This window comes from Cellvibrio sp. GW822-FHT04B05 (assembly GCF_058800985.1).
Genome location: NZ_JBXAMU010000002.1, coordinates 1,016,999 through 1,033,767 on the forward strand (window position 1 = coordinate 1,016,999; position 16,769 = coordinate 1,033,767).

General features: G+C 46.6%; 15 protein-coding genes. 7 read left to right on the plus strand and 8 right to left on the minus strand.

The features are described from left to right. Positions 1–34 precede the first annotated feature (34 nt). From AC1RJL_RS09880 to AC1RJL_RS09890, 3 genes are all read left to right on the plus strand, one after another. Positions 35–1,996 (plus strand): M48 family metallopeptidase, encoded by a 1,962-nt coding sequence (locus tag AC1RJL_RS09880; protein WP_492913406.1) that lies wholly within the window; start codon positions 35–37, stop codon positions 1,994–1,996. 122 nt (positions 1,997–2,118) lie between these two features. Further along, positions 2,119–3,402 (plus strand): aspartate aminotransferase type Ic, encoded by a 1,284-nt coding sequence (locus tag AC1RJL_RS09885; RefSeq protein ID WP_492913407.1) that lies wholly within the window; start codon positions 2,119–2,121, stop codon positions 3,400–3,402. Between the two features lie 309 nt (positions 3,403–3,711). Next, entirely contained in the window at positions 3,712–4,236 is a 525-nt protein-coding gene (locus tag AC1RJL_RS09890) for an aminoacyl-tRNA deacylase (RefSeq protein WP_492913409.1), read from the plus strand. Between the two features lie 98 nt (positions 4,237–4,334). Here AC1RJL_RS09890 and AC1RJL_RS09895 read toward each other — a convergent pair whose 3' ends face one another. Further along, positions 4,335–4,760 carry an ExbD/TolR family protein gene (locus AC1RJL_RS09895; protein WP_492913411.1) on the minus strand — a complete coding sequence of 142 codons (426 nt, stop codon included), beginning with the start codon at positions 4,758–4,760 and terminating at the stop codon, positions 4,335–4,337. A 987-nt stretch (positions 4,761–5,747) separates the two neighbouring features. Between AC1RJL_RS09895 and AC1RJL_RS09900 the strand changes: the two genes are divergently transcribed. Next, on the plus strand, positions 5,748–6,524 hold the full coding sequence (locus AC1RJL_RS09900) for a hypothetical protein (protein WP_492913413.1): 777 nt from the start codon (positions 5,748–5,750) through the stop codon (positions 6,522–6,524). A 71-nt stretch (positions 6,525–6,595) separates the two neighbouring features. Here the strand turns inward: AC1RJL_RS09900 and AC1RJL_RS09905 are convergent, their stop codons facing one another. Continuing rightward, a complete protein-coding gene (locus tag AC1RJL_RS09905; RefSeq protein ID WP_492913415.1) occupies positions 6,596–7,270 on the minus strand; it encodes a flagellar brake protein in 675 nt (224 codons plus the stop codon). Between the two features lie 95 nt (positions 7,271–7,365). Continuing rightward, on the minus strand, positions 7,366–8,037 hold the full coding sequence (locus AC1RJL_RS09910) for a cyclic nucleotide-binding domain-containing protein (protein ID WP_492913417.1): 672 nt from the start codon (positions 8,035–8,037) through the stop codon (positions 7,366–7,368). A 283-nt stretch (positions 8,038–8,320) separates the two neighbouring features. On the opposite strand from AC1RJL_RS09910, the gene AC1RJL_RS09915 reads away from it, so the two are divergent. After that, entirely contained in the window at positions 8,321–9,409 is a 1,089-nt protein-coding gene (locus tag AC1RJL_RS09915) for a TonB family protein (RefSeq protein WP_492913419.1), read from the plus strand. A 109-nt stretch (positions 9,410–9,518) separates the two neighbouring features. On the opposite strand, the gene AC1RJL_RS09920 is transcribed toward AC1RJL_RS09915, so the two are convergent. From AC1RJL_RS09920 to AC1RJL_RS09930, 3 genes are all read right to left on the minus strand, one after another. Continuing rightward, a complete protein-coding gene (locus AC1RJL_RS09920; protein WP_492913421.1) occupies positions 9,519–10,079 on the minus strand; it encodes a hypothetical protein in 561 nt (186 codons plus the stop codon). Positions 10,080–10,178: 99 nt separating this feature from the next. Further along, the gene (gene prfC, locus AC1RJL_RS09925; RefSeq protein WP_492913423.1) at positions 10,179–11,756 is read right to left on the minus strand and encodes a peptide chain release factor 3; all 1,578 of its coding nucleotides are present in this window, start codon (positions 11,754–11,756) and stop codon (positions 10,179–10,181) included. 96 nt (positions 11,757–11,852) lie between these two features. Next, positions 11,853–13,211 carry an MATE family efflux transporter gene (locus tag AC1RJL_RS09930; protein ID WP_492913425.1) on the minus strand — a complete coding sequence of 453 codons (1,359 nt, stop codon included), beginning with the start codon at positions 13,209–13,211 and terminating at the stop codon, positions 11,853–11,855. Positions 13,212–13,396: 185 nt separating this feature from the next. On the opposite strand from AC1RJL_RS09930, the gene AC1RJL_RS09935 reads away from it, so the two are divergent. After that, the gene (locus AC1RJL_RS09935) at positions 13,397–14,704 is read left to right on the plus strand and encodes an ATP-binding protein (RefSeq protein WP_492913427.1); all 1,308 of its coding nucleotides are present in this window, start codon (positions 13,397–13,399) and stop codon (positions 14,702–14,704) included. Next, on the plus strand, positions 14,701–15,240 hold the full coding sequence (locus AC1RJL_RS09940; RefSeq protein WP_492913429.1) for a response regulator transcription factor: 540 nt from the start codon (positions 14,701–14,703) through the stop codon (positions 15,238–15,240). The genes AC1RJL_RS09935 and AC1RJL_RS09940 overlap by 4 nt, the downstream gene beginning before the upstream one ends. Before the next feature lie 6 nt (positions 15,241–15,246). On the opposite strand, the gene rimI is transcribed toward AC1RJL_RS09940, so the two are convergent. After that, a complete protein-coding gene (gene rimI / locus AC1RJL_RS09945) occupies positions 15,247–15,729 on the minus strand; it encodes a ribosomal protein S18-alanine N-acetyltransferase (protein ID WP_492913431.1) in 483 nt (160 codons plus the stop codon). Positions 15,730–15,769: 40 nt separating this feature from the next. Next, positions 15,770–16,525 (minus strand): hypothetical protein, encoded by a 756-nt coding sequence (locus AC1RJL_RS09950; protein ID WP_492913433.1) that lies wholly within the window; start codon positions 16,523–16,525, stop codon positions 15,770–15,772. Between the last annotated feature and the right edge of the window lie 244 nt (positions 16,526–16,769).

A 16,769-nucleotide genomic window follows, 5' to 3' on the forward strand; every position in this document is an offset into this window, starting at 1 on the left:
CTCATTTCACTTTGATTATCCACCGGTATCTCCGATGAATTTTTTCGAGCATCAGGATCGCGCCAGACGCAATACCAATCACTTGATCCTGCTGCTGATATTGGCAGTACTTTCCCTCGTCGCTATTACCACTCTGCTCTTTGCTGCTTTTGCTTTTTTTGGATCAAGCCAAAGTAATCGGGTTGCCGCTGAACCGCTCGCCATCTTGCAAGGAATATTACACTCGCTCAGTCTGGAGGCATTCATCTGGATTGCTCTTACTGTTAGCGGCGTTGTTGTGCTGGGCAGTTTGTTTCGCTTTGTGCAATTGCGCGCGGGCGGTAAAACCATAGCGGCGGCAATGGGCGGTCGCTTGCTCTCGGGTAATACGACTGATTTGGATGAGCGCAAAATTTTGAATGTCGTTGAAGAAATGGCGATTGCTTCCGGTGCTGCAGTACCGCCGGTTTATTTAATTGAGGACGATGCCATCAATGCATTCGCCGCAGGTTATCACCCCCAGGATGCAGTCATTGGTATTACGCGTGGTTGTATACACGCATTGAACCGCGATGAATTACAGGGTGTTATCGCCCATGAATTCAGCCACATTTTTCATGGCGATATGCGCATCAATATGCGTTTGATCGCCCTGCTGCATGGTATTTTAGTGATTGGATTAATTGGCGAATTCTTGATGCGCAGCGCAAGTAACCGCGGTGTCCGCCGTTCCAATAAAGATAGCTCCCCCGCCGCCATTCTTGCATTAGGGCTTGGGTTATTTGTTATTGGCTACACCGGAATATTGTTTGGCAATCTGATCAAAGCAGCAGTTAGCCGTCAGCGGGAATTTCTTGCCGATGCCTCGGCCGTGCAATTCACCCGCAATCCGGACGGCATAGCCGGCGCGCTAAAAAAAATTGGCGGCAGTGTTTACGGCTCACGTCTACACAATGAACATGCCGCAGAATTCAGCCATATGTATTTCAGCCAGGGAATAAAATCCTTCTTCAACTTAATGGCAACTCATCCACCATTGGAAGAGCGGATCAAACGCATCCAACCAAATTGGGATGGTGACTTTGCCAAAAGTACATATATAAGAAGGAAGACTTCAACCGATGGAAATCATGTTCCTGCTGACGAGGGTGCCATGGGTTTTAGTGAAGGTGCAACAACTTATCATGCTGCATCAGCCCAAGCCGCCGTCGATATTGATATGGCAATAAACCAAATCGCCCAACCGACACAAACGCAAGTTATTTATGCTCGCGATCGCCTCGCCGAAATTCCGCCACTATTAAAGGAAGCAGCACGGGAACCCTTCAGCGCACGGGGATTGGTATTTGGATTGTTGCTGGATCGCCAACGGGATTTGCGCAACCAACAACTCGCACTGCTCAGCGAACATTTAACCGTCGCCGATGTGAATGACTTGAATGACATTATTAGTGCCGCGGCAGATCTGGATGCAAAGTTGCGCTTGCCCGTCATCGAATTATGTTTGGCATCATTAAAACAATTATCGTCCGAACAACATGCCTCATTCCTTAGTTGCCTGAATGTATTGATCAGTGCGGATCAAAAAATCAGCCTTATGGAATGGTCGATTTATCGTATCGTTCTACACAACACTGTCACCAATAATAAATTGGTGCGCAATCGCCAACTCAGCGATCTGCGAACCGAGTGTCAATTATTATTATCACTGTTAGCTTACGCTGGTGCGCGCAGCGAACAGGATGCGGCGACTGCTTTTGCACAAGCACAAAGAGTACTGAACTTTTCCAACCTCACATTGTTGCCACGTAGCAGCATTACCTTGGGTGACGCCGATAAAGCACTGGAGCAACTCAACCTCACCAAGCCATTACAGAAACCACAACTGCTCAAAGCCATGAGCGAATGTGTGCTGCACGATGGCCAACTTAGTGTTGCCGAAGCCGAACTGTTTCGTGCAATCGCCGATAGCCTCGATTGTCCCATTCCACCGCTCATCACCGAGATGCGCAACTAATCATTCAGATGCATAAGCAGTCCTAAACGCGCTACAACAATTGGCACACGAACGGGTATAATGCGCCCCACTTTAGCTTGCTAACTGCAAAAAAATCCGCCAACCACCATGAGGTACTCACCTTGCAACTGGATAACGCATCTGTAGCGCAACTGCGCGAATGGGAAAGCCAACTGACCGAGCAATATCAGGCAATCCTCGCTAAAAAACTTAACCTTGATCTGACCCGCGGCAAGCCTTCGGCAGAGCAATTGAACCTGTCCGATGAACTGGATGGTTTGCTCAAGGGTAACTACATCGCCGCTGACGGCACTGATACCCGCAACTACGGTGGCCTTGATGGCCTGCCGGAAGCCAAGCAACTGGGTGCCAACATCATGGGTGTTGAGCCAGCCAACGTATTGGTGGGCGGAAGTTCCAGTTTGACCCTGATGTTCCAGGTGATGTTGACCGCGCATCAGTTCGGCTTGAAAGACGCCGCCAATGCCTGGAAAAACGAAGGCGAAGTGAAGTTCATCTGCCCGGTTCCCGGTTATGACCGTCACTACACCGTTTGCGAGCAACTCGGCATCAAGATGATCAATGTGCCCATGACATCCACTGGTCCGGATATGGACGCGGTTGAAGCATTACTCAAAGCAGACAAATCCATCAAAGGTATGTGGTGTGTCCCTAAATACTCTAACCCTACTGGTGTGGTGTACAGCGACGAAACCGTTGAGCGCATTGCCAAACTCGGCCAAATTGCCAGCGCCAACTTCCGTGTTTTCTGGGATAACGCCTACTCGGTTCACGACTTGACCGCCAACGCACCGCAACTTGCCAGCATCCTCGAAGCTACCCGCCGCAACGGCACCGAAGATTCGGTTGTGCAATTCGCCTCTACCTCAAAAATCACTCACGCAGGTTCAGGCGTTGCCTTCGTAGCCGCCAGCGCAGCCAACCTTGCCGGTTTCAAAAAGTTTTTGAATAGCTGCACCATCGGCCCGGACAAAGTAAACCAAATTCGTCACACCCGCTTCTTACCAACCAAAGATGCATTGCTGGCCCATATGGGCAAACATGCAGCCCTGTTGAACCCACGTTTTGATGCAGTGTTAAGTGCGTTAGGCGAAGCATTCGACGGCACCGATTTGGGGGCGTGGGAAAAACCTGTTGGCGGTTATTTTGTTTCCTTCGACACGCGCAAAAACTGCGCGAAAGAAACTGTTCGCCTCGCTGCCGAAGCTGGCGTGAAATTAACACCAGCAGGCGCAACTTATCCCTACGGTAAAGATCCGGAAGATCGCAACATTCGCATTGCGCCTTCTGTTCCTACCGTTCCGGAAGTTGTGGGCGCAATGGAAGTATTTGTTACCTGTGTGAAACTGGCATCAGTAAAACAACAACTGGCCAGCCTCAGCTAATACATCGAACTATTCGATTCGTAACAAAAAGCCGCTTCATAGCGGCTTTTTGTTTTGCATCGACAACATCTCGTGCCCAGTCACCAAAATACCGGCAATCATTCAATGTGCCTCACAACCAAGTGTTCTAACAGATCGGGATTAATTCCAAAACGCTTGACGCACTCATTTGAATCCTTCCTATACTCCATTTAGCAGATGTAATTGCTAACGGATTTCCCAACCCATTCCATTAACACCAACAAGATTAATGTAAACCTGAACCTGTTAACCCTTTTCTCTGCGCTTATCGCCACAGGAGATATTTATATGGGTGTTGCTACTACGGTAGAAAAATATTTAAAAGCAAAACAGATCAACTTCACAGTACTGGAACATGAGTACTGTGAGGGTTCCTACAATACTGCTCGTGTCGCCCGGATTGATGATCACTGCCTCGCTAAAGGTGTCCTTCTGCGCGATGAAGATTTCCACTACACACTCTGTGTCCTTCCCACTCGCAACAAAATTCTCCGGCATACGTTAAACCAGATTTTTGATCGCCACATGGAACTGGTCGAAGAAGAAGAGCTAATAGAAATTTTTAAGGATTGCGCCGAAGGTGCAATACCTGCCTTAGGTGAGCCATATGGTTTGGATGTTATTTGGGATGAGGAATTAATGGGCGTTGAAGAAGTCTATATTGAAGCTGGCGACCATCGCCATTTGATCCGACTGAAACAACCTGACTTCGCTCACCTGATGCAAGATAAACTACACGACCATTTTAGTGCCGAGCGAAACCATCGCAGTAAACTGCCTAAAAAATACATTCGCCAGGAGTATGAACTGTAGTACTGCAAATATGTGAATGAGAATATTAATCGTACTGCGCCGTTCAGAGCGCATAAAAAAACCGCCTGACAGGCGGTTTTTTACATTGGGAAATAAGCTTATTTCAAAGGCGCCAATATCACATTAGGTGCATTTGCCTCACGCGCCGCATCCGCAACAATCACATAAGTCCCGGTATTAGCCTCGACACTCGCTTGAATGATTACTGCCGCCTTAGGCAACTCCGCACGCAAGCGCTCGATGTTCGAACGAATAGCATGAGCATCTACACGGCGCTCACCTTCCTTCTCCGTAACCCATATTTGATTATCAGCAGAGATTCTCACCAGGATATTTGGTCCGGCATCTTCATCGCCAGTTGCATTAATACCTGGCGGTGGGACATTAGGGTTAAAACCCGACTCCTTTACAAAGGATGCAGTCACGATAAAAAAGATCAGCATGATGAAGACTACGTCGAGCATCGGCGTCAGATCAATTTCATTCGCATCATCGGTAGCGCGGCTTTTTTTTCTACGGCTCACAGAGGAAGCTCCTCGTGCTAGTGGGATATTGTTGCTTGTCCAGGGGAAAGAGCAATTCTAACAGCTTTGGCAGAACGAAAAACAAAACTTTAAGGAGGAACAAATCGGTAACGGTATCGATACATCCATATTAGCACTGCGGCTAGATACCAATAAGCAACTCAATGACAGTCACATATAAAAGCGGCAACACACAAGAACGGTTACGTGCGAAAGCAAGAACAGCAATCTTGGTGGGTTACCGCACATTAGTATTTTAGTTGGTAAAACATTGGCTAAACGAACGATCTCTGGAACACATCAAAGTATTAACCGTTTTTAATATGCATCTCATCTATACCCATGAGACACATCAGTACTGAAGCGAAGCGGATTAACAAACCGGATTTAGATAGTTCACCACTTCAATAAAAGATCATCAACAAGAGAGCAATGAAGTGAACATGAAGGCTTTACACTTTTCCAAAAACAGTGCTAATTAAATTATTCACAGATCGCAAACCGGTTTGATGGACACCAAAAATTAGTTTTCAAACAATCCAAAATAGTCTTGAAGCGACTTAATACAAGTTCAATAACGGTTCGAAAACACAAAAAATAAATAAAATTTTCGATCTGAGCGGAGAAAAATACAGGGCATTGCATCACTCATTTTTTCTATCGTGCAGAGTAAACAACTTAAAAATTTTCCTGAAAAATCCGAAAAACACATTTTTTTAACAAAAATCATCAAAAAAACGCATTTTTATTGACTATTTCACGCAAAAAACTTGAATTTTTTTAATAAAGTTTTAACTTATACATGTTGGACTTTTTAATCATTTATCGACCTTTCGAAAACTATAAAGGAAGCACACCATGGCTGCACGTAAACAAACCGTTGTTAATACTGTTGCAAGTTTGGAACAGCAATTGGCTCAACTGAAAGCGCAACTGGCAAAAGCTCGCGCAGCTCAAGCGGCAGACGCCGGTAAAGCTGTTGCTGGTTTGGTTAAAGATGCTGCAAAAGCAACCGCAGCATTGAAGGCCGCCCAAAGCAAATTGTCCGCTGCTGCTAAAAAGAAAACCCCAGGCTCAGCTAAAGCTGTTGCTGCTGCTAAAGCTGTTGTTGCTTCTGCCAAGAAAGAAGCTGCTGCTGCCAAAGCTAAAGTTGCTGCTGCGAAGAAAGATGCTGCTGCTGCTAAAACTGCTGCTAAAACTGCTGCCGCTCACGACAAAGCAGTAGCGAAAGCAGAAGCTGCTGTAGCTAAGCGCGCTAAAGCCTCTTCCAGGAAAGCTGCTGCCAAGAGCAAAGTTGCAGAGAAGAAAGCTGCTGCCAGAGCCAAGTTAGCTGCCAAGAAAGCTGCTGCTAAAGCTAAAGCCGCTGCTAAAAAGCAAGCTGTTAAAGCTAAAGTTGCTGCAAAGAAAGCTGCCCTGAAGAAAAAAGTAGCTGACAAAAAAGCCGCTGCCAAAGCTAAAGCCGCCGCCAAGAAAGCAGCTGTTAAAGCTAAAGCTGCTGCAAAGAAAACTGCAGCTAAAGCTAAAGCCGCTGCTAAAAAGCCAGTTGCCAAGAAAGCAGTGGCGAAAAAAGCGCCTGTAGCCAAGAAAGTAGCTGCTAAAAAGCCAGCCGCGAAAAAAGCAGTTGCGAAAAAAGCACCTGTAGCCAAGAAAGTAGCTGCTAAAAAGCCAGTTGCGAAAAAAGCGCCTGTAGCCAAGAAGCCAGCGGGTACTGCACCTGCTAAACGTGGCCGCAAGCCGAAAGCTGCTGCTCCTGTAGCTGCTTAATTACTGCTGCACAAATAAAAAAGGCACCTTCGGGTGCCTTTTTTATTTTGCGAGAACTTTTTCCCCTTGCTCTATGTTGCTGCGTACTCCTGTAATGCCATCTGATTGAAAACATACGCATACAAAACCAAACGATGCTCTTCCGGTTGGCTCGCGAACTCCAAACCATAGCTAACCAACACACCTTCACCAAGATTATCAGTAGGATCAACGCGGGATCTAATTACGCCACTCAAGACAAGTTCTTTTTTAACATCGCGAATATCAACTTGAGCCCGAAGATCTAATGTATCGCCAATTTCAGCAATATCCTCATCCAGCTCAATTCGGGCACCACTGATACTCATGTCAGAAAGAAATCCAGTCGTTTTTAGACGGCTCTCCATGCTCATATTGGTTACTTCAATTTTTTCCCGAACGGCAACACGCGTTGCACCACGAATACCTTTAAAGGTAACCGCCTCGGGATAACTGAGATGCAATATGGGATATGGATCCTGGGTTTGGCTTTCAACAATGCCGGCAAAAATACCAATGCCATTGTCTATCATCAGACGAACTACAATTTTCTGGCCCGCTCTAAATTTGACTAGCCTCCCAGCTTGTTTAGGCACAGAAAGCAAAATACTTCGCCCGGGCAGACAACCGATTAATCTGCACGAAAATCGCTCTGGCTGCCCCGTTAAACCGGTAGCCTGCAATTGCAATGGATAACCATAGGTTAGTTTTAGTTCTTCAAATCTCATTGCCACGACTACATTAATTATTGGGTTGTTGTCGTATCAAGTGTAGCAGTAGAAAGTGCTATTGTTGCAAGAGTGTCTGGAGTTCAGTCCTGCAATTATGTCTCGCGTGCAGTTATATTGTTATTTTGATCCAGGGCTTCAGTCGATAAAACACCAAACTCTTTGTTCCATTCTAGCAACAAAAGCGCGAGCGACTGGGATTGCTCATAGAGCGAAACCAACTCTTCATAAGTATCTTTGGGACCAAGATAGAGTTTAATTTGCCGATGCTTATTAGCTAATTCGTGCTGCAAATGCTGTGAACGATAAACTTCCAGCTTCCAGCGCAGATTGTGTGCCGTATTTCGATAATAAGCCAGTTTGGTTTGACGGGAGATTGGGCTGACCGAATTAAGCGGGCCAAATACGTTGAAGTCCAGCGCAAGTACCATCGACTCTTTCGCACTTGAATCGGCAATAACCGTTGCCGTGCGCGCTTGCCCCATTAGTTGGGCAAGATCACCAAACACTTCACCCGGCGTAACATAATTGACCAAATCGCCCTGCAGGGCTTGATCAACATAGACTGCCAATTTTCCTTTAAGCAAGAAGTAAAGCCAATTACTGGAATCGCCTTTTTGCAGAACAATCTCACCGGGAAGATAGGAGACAACACGCGATGCTCGCAATAAAAGCTCAAACTGTGTCAAATCTTGCTGTCTGACCACTTTAAAAAAGGGTATCCCTGACAGCAAATGCTCCAGTGTTTCTCTTGGTACCTTATGCACAGGTTTCGTTTCCATCATCTACTCGTATCGTATATATGTTTTTTATCGATGATTCACTGCCAACCAAACTGGAGTGAGTAGTCCTGCCCCCAAACTCCTGTGAAAGCCTCATGATACTACCGAAAATAAATAGAACAACTATAGTGATGTTATTGCCGAGGTACGCTCACACACTTTTTTTATATATTATATAGTCTGTTACACTCGTACATTGCAGCAATACCCTCACACTACTTAAACCATTGTGACAATAAAGTCCCTAATAATAGAGAGTAGCAAGACTATGCGCTTCAACCATCTATTCCGAGTTTTAATCAGCGTTATTTTATTAACCATCTGCCAGTTGGCACGCGCAGAGCCTATGCTGAATGGGATTGGCGTACAGCAAGAGCTGGGGCAAGAGGTTTTTATTGGTGCACTTTATACCGAATCGCTGAGCAATAATGCCGACACACTGATAAGCACCAACCAACCCGCCCGGATGGAGCTGAAAATAGTTTCTGCCGACGGCCTGACGACCCGTCGCTTCAGCCGTATGTGGATTGAAGGCATGGCGATTAACAGCAAAGCCGATGTGCTCACCGCCCAAGCAGATAACATGGTGAAGTTTGACGGTTTGTTTAAAGGTCGCTTTTCGAAAGATGATCATATTGTTTTTGCAAATACGCCAGACAAAGGCGTTAATGTTAGCGTAAATGGCGTTTTGCTTGGCAACATCAAAGACAACCTGTTTTTCTCGATGCTGCTATCAACCTGGATTGGAAAAATTCCACTTTCTTCTGACTATCGCGATAGCTTGCTCAAGGTCGGCGATGTGAACGCAGCATTGCGCACCCGTTTTGAAGGGATCAAGCCAAACGCAGCACGCGTAGCGGAAATAAATACCTGGACCGGTGCTCAAGTTGCAGCCACGACCAAAAGTTCCGCCAGCTCCAAATCGTCCTCTTCTGCACCTACTGCTGATAAACCTGCTGCTGTCGTTGCGGCACCTGTGGCTAAACCTGTCGTGACTCCAGCAGCACCGGCGAAGGCGTCAGAAGACGATGACGACTCTTCTGCGTTGACGGCTCAAAGCTTGTTAGCCCGTCAATTCTACGTATCCGATGCGATCAAAAAAATCCGCAGCAAAACCAAATATCCGCAACGCGCTCTGGATCGCGGCCAAGCGGGCAACGTACGTGTTGGTATTGTTATTGATCGACAAGGCAATATCATCAGTACCAATATTTTGGAAACCAGCACATTTGACCTGCTCAACAAAGAAGCCATTGATGCAATTAAACGCTCTGCACCTTTCCCGGCCTTGCCAGCGGAAATCACCGGAGCTCGATTTGAGTTCTCGGTTCCGATGCGCTGGACATTGCCTGAGTAAAATCGGGCGCTTAATAAAAAGCCACCTTAATGAACTGCACCCCAACGGTTGTGTCCAACTTTTGGGGTGCAGTTCATTAAGGTGGCTTTTTTATTGTTACGGCGAACAGTTAACGTAGTTGGCGCAACCTCTGTTCAATCACCTTGTGTATTCCACTTCGTTCAAGAGCTGAATGCTCGGCTAGCCGATCCAAACGGATCGCATGTAAATGCAAACAAGGAGTAGATGCATCGAGTTCGCGCAAATCGCCTTTCATCAATACGGGTAGAAAAGGTTTGTTGGGCGGCAACTTCTGGCGGACGATATTTAATCCCATCTGCAATGGAACCGCGCGATATTTAACAGTACCGCTGCGGAATGGGATACGCAAAAACAAACAGGGACGGGATTGATAAACACCAGGGATAATTTCCATACCGGTCGATACAACCGCTTGCTCAATAATGCCGTTGAAGGTGTCATGGGGCATGTAGGGATTGGGCAAAATAACCAACTTTCGATCTTCTTCCTTGGGAAGGAAAATATTGTAGTTGGTGTATAGCTGCTCCACTGAGCTGGAATAGACACAGAGTTTATTTTCAAACCCCATGACAAAATCCACCGCGCGCTGGTGCTGGTTAAACGCATCCAGATCCCAAATAAGATCCTTGTTGTCCGAGGTTGCTGTCACGTTAGCGCCTGTTTTAAACAGTTGATTGTCGTTGTGCGCTGAGTATAGCCGAGCAGCGTTTACCGCACATCCCGGCCACTCAACATGACGGAGAAGAAATTAATGCTCACGCGTCGCCCGGAAAACCACGTCGGGATGTCGCTCTTGGGTGAGCGATAAATTAACCCGCGAAGGAGCAAGATACGTCAGGTGACCGCCACCATCCAACGCGAGATTTTCAGCGCATTTGCGGTTGAATTCTTCCAGTTTTTTAGAGTCGCTGCACTCGCACCAGCGCGCGGTTGTAACATTCACTGGTTCGTATATCGCCTCAACTTTATATTCGTCTTTCAGGCGATAAGCGACTACTTCAAATTGCAGTACGCCCACTGCCCCCACAACGATATCGTTGTTATTGATTGGAAAAAATACTTGGGTCGATCCCTCTTCTGACAACTGCTGCAGGCCTTTTTGCAACTGTTTCATTTTGAGTGGATCTTTCAAACGGATACGGCGAAATAATTCAGGGGCAAAGTGCGGAATGCCGGTGAATTTCAAGCTTTCGCCTTCAGTAAAGGTATCGCCAATTTGAATGGTACCGTGATTGTGCAGGCCGATAATATCACCTGCAATTGCCATATCTACCGCACTGCGATCGCCCGCCATAAAGGTTACCGCATCGGCAATTTTTACGTCTTTACCCAAACGCACATGTTTCATTTTCATGCCTTGCGAATAGGTGCCCGAGCAGATACGCATAAAGGCAATGCGGTCACGATGCTTAGGGTCCATATTGGCCTGGATCTTAAAAATAAACCCGCTGAACTTTTCTTCACCCGGTTCAACCGAACGTTCATGGGTAGCGCGTGCGCGCGGCGTCGGAGCCCACTCAACAAATCCGTCAAGCATCTCACGCACACCAAAGTTACCCAAGGCTGTACCAAAAAATACCGGCGTCATGCGACCGGCAAGATACTCATCCAAATCAAACTGATTAGTCGCACCGCGCACGAACTCAATCTGATCGCGAACATCTTGCGCATAAGCCCCAAGTAGTTTGGTAGCTGCATCGCTGTCCAAACCCTTAATTTGAATATCATCCGGAATGGTATGCCCCATTCCCTGCTGGTAGACATGAATAATATCGGTATAAAAATTATAAACACCGACAAACTCCTTACCGCTCCCCAAAGGCCAATTGATTGGAGCAGCGGTAATTTTCAATACGTTTTCGATTTCATCCAACAGCTCAACCGCATCGCGGCTTTCGCGATCCATCTTGTTGATGAACGTTAAAATAGGCGTATCGCGCAGGCGACAAACCTCCATTAATTTGATCGTACGATCCTCTACACCCTTTGCACCGTCGATCATCATCAATACAGAATCCACCGCTGTCAGTGTGCGATAGGTATCTTCAGAGAAGTCTTCGTGGCCGGGAGTATCGAGCAGATTGACGATGCGCTCTTTATAAGGAAACTGCATCACTGATGAAGTAACCGAAATTCCGCGCTCTTGCTCCATCGTCATCCAGTCAGATTTAGCGTGCGGGCCGCGCTTTCCTTTTACCGAGCCCGCCAGTTGGATCGCATTCCCCCACAGCAACAGTTTTTCCGTTACCGTTGTTTTACCGGCATCCGGGTGAGAAATAATTGCGAAGGTACGGCGCTTGGCGAGTTCAGTAGTTAAGTTAGTCATAAAAATATCGCGTTAAAAGATAATAAGAAAAAGTGCGGGAATTATACCCTGTAAGCCACTGGTTGGTGAGAAACGCTGGATGCAATCGTCAGGTCACTATGGCTCGGCGGGAGCGGTGTGCTGAAGGATATATTTTTTCAACCATAGCCACGCCCACAAACCTAGCAGCAGATTCGCCAATGCAGTGGCAACAAAAATTCCTGTGATACCCCACCAATGCTGCCCCAGCCAAGCGAGTGGCAAATACACATACAGAACGCGGCCGGCAGAGATCACCATTGCTGGCCAAGGGCGCCCCAAGCCATTAAACGCTGCGTTGACCGCCATCACTAACCCATATGCGCCGTAGCTAAATGGCACGATCATCAAATAAGTCGCGGTGATAGTGACTACCTCGGCATGGTCGCCGAACAACCCTGCCAGCTCTGCGCCGAATACCCCGAGCACAGTCGCTAACAGTACGCCGAATACCAAGCAAAAAATCGTCAGGACGCGCATAGCTTCATGCAAACGCTCTATTTTTCCCGCACCGAGGTTCTGCCCGAAAAAAGGCCCGACCACGCCTGAGAGTGCATAAAATACGATAAGCGCAAGAGGCTCAATGCGCATAGCAATCCCCAATGCCGCTACTGCATCAGTGCCATACACCGCTACCATTGCCACTACGATTGCACTTGCGAAAGGGATAATCACGTTAGCCACCATGGCAGGGACACCAACTTCGATAATCGTCATCCAGGATTTTTTTAATTTTGCCCACGGCAGGAACGGATTAACCAGCATCTGCACACGCGTATGCAAAATATAAAACGCGACGAGCAGCATCATTACCCGTGTTATCAATGTCGCCAAAGCTGCCCCTTGTAAGCCGAGCGCAGGAAAGCCAAACAAACCAAAAATGAGAATAGGATCAAGGGCAACATTCAACAGCGCTGCTCCGCCCATCAGATAGCCTTGTACCTGGCTCATTCCCATCGCGCGCAACGCAGACAGGCATACCATCGGTACCATCAAGCAAGGCGCGCTGAAATACCAGATGGACATGTAGGAACGGATCAGGGGAATCAGATCGGGTGTTGCACCGAGCGCGGTAAATAACGGCTCAAGGGTCAGCCATCCAATTAAGCACATACTGGCTGAAATGATAAACGTGAGGCTCATGGCATCAGTCGCAAGCCGCTGCGCCCCGACCGCATCACCTTCGCCTATTGTCCGAGCGACAGCCGATGAAGTTCCAGCTCCCAAGCCAATGCCGAGACTGGTCAACACCATAATAACAGGAAAGGTAAAGCTCAATGCGGCCAATGGTTCCCGGCCTAATTGCGCAATAAAAAAAGTTTCGATGGCGTTGAGCGACATGGTCGCCATCAAACCCCACACCAACGGTAGGGCCAGATATTTTAGCTGTGTAGAGGCCCGTCCTTCGGTGAGGGTAGCTTGCAAAGGAGTTGCCATAGACACTTGCCAGATAATGCGCTCGAAAATGGCGTGCAGTATACACCAGCCCCCTTAATACCTTTCGATTCGCACTGATGTAACCGCGACAATGTGTCACACAGCAGAAATATTCGTTTAGCACTTTGTCGTGCAACAGTTCGCTATAATCAACCATCGATCCTGTTTAAAGAAATCACTGTCACATGACCAAAAACACTGCCATCAATGCGCCCTTCACGCTTGCAGGTCACGCGCAGCACTTGGGGTACTGGGTAATTATCCGCACGCTGATTTTGATTTGTCTCGGTATAGCGGCGGTAATTTGCTTACTGGATGGTACAGTCAATTTACCCTTCACCGAAATCCTGGTCGCGCTGGTTATTCTCACCAGCGTTAACCTCCTTACATTTGCTCGTTTACGTAAACCACTGCCGGTTACGCAGATGGAATTTTTTATCCAATTGCTGATTGATTTAACCTGCTTAAGTGCAGTTTTTTATTTCAGCGGAGGAGCCAATAATCCATTTGTCTCTTATTTTTTGGTGCCGATTTGTATCTGCGCGGCAACCTTAAGCGGGCGCTATACACTTGGTATTGCAGGTGTGAGCGTAGCGAGTTATTCACTGTTGCTATTTTTTCATATCCCTTTACCAATCCTGTCACCGCACCATCACCAAGCTGACAATTCGATCAATTTACACATAATGGGTATGTGGTTGAATTTTTTTATCAGTGCCTGCCTGATTACTTATTTTATTGTCAAAATGGCTCGTGACCTGCGCGCACAAGAAGCGCAATTAAATCGCTGGCGTGAAGATCAATTACGCGATGAACAAGTGATGGCAGTTGCTACCCTCGCTGCCGGCACTGCCCATGAACTAGGTACGCCGCTATCGACGATGAAGCTTTTACTCAGCGAATTACGCGCAGAATATAGCGATCTGGAATCGCTACAAAAAGATTTACAAGTATTGCAAGAACAGGTTAATCAATGCGCGAGCACGTTACGCGAGCTGGTTGCTACCGCTGAGCAAACGAAAGATGGGCAAGTGCCCAATGAAGATGTAGGGGACTACTGCAACAGGTTGATCGAGCGCTGGAAAATTATGCGACCGGATGTCAACGCACAAATTCATCTCGCCAATAAGCAATCAAACATTGAAGCCCGATTTCACCCCACTATATCCCAGTCGATTATTAATTTATTAAATAATGCCGCCGACGCTTGCCCGCAGGATATTGAAATTACTATCGACTGGGATGAGCACAAATTACGTTGGACAATTAATGATAATGGTCCCGGAATTACTGAGGAAATCACATCGCATTTAGGTAAGTCTTTTATTTCAACCAAAACAAAAGGACTGGGTATTGGTTTGTTGCTTACACAAGCCACAATTAATCGCTACGGGGGTACCGTGTCGCTGCACAATCGCACTCCCAAAGGCACAATAACGCAGCTTGATTTACCTATCACACTGGCATCACCCGCAGGCGAAAATTCACTATGAGCGAAACACCAACTGATTTTTTGATTGTCGATGATGATCCAACGTTAGCAAGCATGCTTGAACGCGTGCTGCAGAGGCGTGGGTTTTCAACGGCATCAGCAAGCGATGCCGCGCAAGCTTTGCAGCTGGCAAGTAATACCATCTTTACCAAAGCAATTGTCGATCTAAAACTCGGGAGTGATTCGGGGTTACAGCTAATTCGCGAATTAAAATTACGTCAGTCCGAAATCGCCATAGTGATGTTAACCGGCTACTCCAGCATCTCAACTGCAGTTGAAGCAGTTAAGTTAGGTGCAGTGAACTACTTATGCAAACCCGCCGAGGCAGATGAAATTCTTGCTGCATTTGGCGAGCAATCCCTGCAAACGACATCAGAAGCCAGCTATACACCTATTTCTGTTGATCGATTGGAGTGGGAGCATATTCAAAAAATATTGCAGGAAAATAATGGCAATATTTCTGCAACTGCCAGAGCTCTTGGCATGCATCGCCGAACATTGCAGAGAAAATTACAAAAGCGTCCCGTTAAACACTGAAAGGATTTATAACTGACGAGCCATCAAAAGTGCATCTTCGTGACCATTGACAGTAGGGTAATAATTTTTCCGCTGTCCGACTTCAAAAAAATCTTCCTTTTCATAAAGTGCAATTGCTTTACGATTAGAGATTCGCACTTCCAGAAATAACATATCTGCCTTTTCCTTAACGCAATGCACAGCGTGATCCAACAAAATTTGACCTATGCCCTTACGTTGATAAGAGGGAGAGACCGAGATGTTTAGTAACTCCGCATCGCCACCACCATGAGTGACGACTACGTATCCCACCAGGATATTTTTGTGTTCGGCCAGCCAACATTTTTGTCTTCCATTCAAACAATCTTCAAAACTGGATTGCCTCCAAGGATGGGAATGCGCGCTACGTTCAAGTAACATAACTTGAGGAATATCATCAACAGTAATCAAACGGAAATGCAAAAGTAAGCCCGTGTAGGTTTCACGTGTGAGAGCTAGTTCGTCAGTCATTATTTTAGATTCAGAATAAAGCACCAAAGGATGGCGAATGTTATTGCAGGCTAGCCCACAATTTGGCCTTTTGTGCTGGCTTCTGCAGCAGCTCATTTAGGCTTGGTAAAATCAATGCTTTCAGCGGCAAGCCATCAATTGATTGTGTTGTCCAACAAGATAAAGCCCAATCCGCATCAACAGCCAACCAATAACGGGAAGCACTTTGCCCCATCAACCAAAGCACATTGATTGGACGCAGTTCGTTCTCAACAGCAAGCCATGTTTGCAGTTCATTGCGCGCATCTGTTTCAGTGCGGGATACAAATCGATTTTCAATTAACGGCCAGCGCAAAACCTCATCATTCAAGGCAAATGGATTATTTTTTAAATGTGAGCGCAAAAGGTTATGCAGAAGTAAATCTGTTGGTAAAGCCAGTTGAGTGTTACGCGAATCGATAATTAAAAAGCCGGGCTGCGGTCGATAAACACTGAGCGAAAAAGGCTGCACAACTGGCGCTTTCTTTTCTTCAAATTGTTGAAGAATCGTTGCAGCGTTGGCTGGTACGGGAGGCATCTTCTGTTCGCTTAATTCAGCGATAGCATTTAGTAGATTCGGCGGCGAACTATTCCGTTCCGACACTCCCTCATTCAACGCAGAAAAAACGACAGAAGGAGTAACTATTTTTTCTTCAGGAATGTCCAGTACTGGCAACACACAAGCAACAGAAATAGGGGCCGACGGCAAAAGCCAACGCGGTGCATAGTTTTCTATACCGAGCGCCGAAAGATAAGCTTGCCTCTGCAATTCATTCATAGACTGATGATTCGATAGTGCCATTGATATGGAAATTTTAAACCACTAAGTATAAAGCTCAATCTTGCTGAAGTGTTGAAATGGATTAAAAAACCGGCAGACAAAAGCGATCGGCAAAAAAGAGTGAATTACGAAAATAAGCAAACAATGCGGGGCATAACTCGATTAAAAACAAAAAAGCCCCGTCAGGGTGCCTGAAGGGGCTTTGGATTAGAAGCTTGACGATGACCTACTCTCACATGGG

Bases quoted from the DNA above. Each gene is read 5' to 3' on its own strand.
- AC1RJL_RS09905 (WP_492913415.1), bottom strand. From the start codon at position 7,270: ATGAGATTTGAAGAACTAAAACTAACCTATGGTTATCCATTGCAATTG.
- AC1RJL_RS09935 (WP_492913427.1), top strand. From the start codon at position 13,397: ATGACCAAAAACACTGCCATCAATGCGCCCTTCACGCTTGCAGGTCAC.
- AC1RJL_RS09890 (WP_492913409.1), top strand. From the start codon at position 3,712: ATGGGTGTTGCTACTACGGTAGAAAAATATTTAAAAGCAAAACAGATC.
- rimI (WP_492913431.1), bottom strand. From the start codon at position 15,729: ATGACTGACGAACTAGCTCTCACACGTGAAACCTACACGGGCTTACTT.
- AC1RJL_RS09880 (WP_492913406.1), top strand. From the start codon at position 35: ATGAATTTTTTCGAGCATCAGGATCGCGCCAGACGCAATACCAATCAC.
- AC1RJL_RS09950 (WP_492913433.1), bottom strand. From the start codon at position 16,525: ATGAATGAATTGCAGAGGCAAGCTTATCTTTCGGCGCTCGGTATAGAA.
- AC1RJL_RS09915 (WP_492913419.1), top strand. From the start codon at position 8,321: ATGCGCTTCAACCATCTATTCCGAGTTTTAATCAGCGTTATTTTATTA.
- AC1RJL_RS09930 (WP_492913425.1), bottom strand. From the start codon at position 13,211: ATGGCAACTCCTTTGCAAGCTACCCTCACCGAAGGACGGGCCTCTACA.
- AC1RJL_RS09940 (WP_492913429.1), top strand. From the start codon at position 14,701: ATGAGCGAAACACCAACTGATTTTTTGATTGTCGATGATGATCCAACG.
- prfC (WP_492913423.1), bottom strand. From the start codon at position 11,756: ATGACTAACTTAACTACTGAACTCGCCAAGCGCCGTACCTTCGCAATT.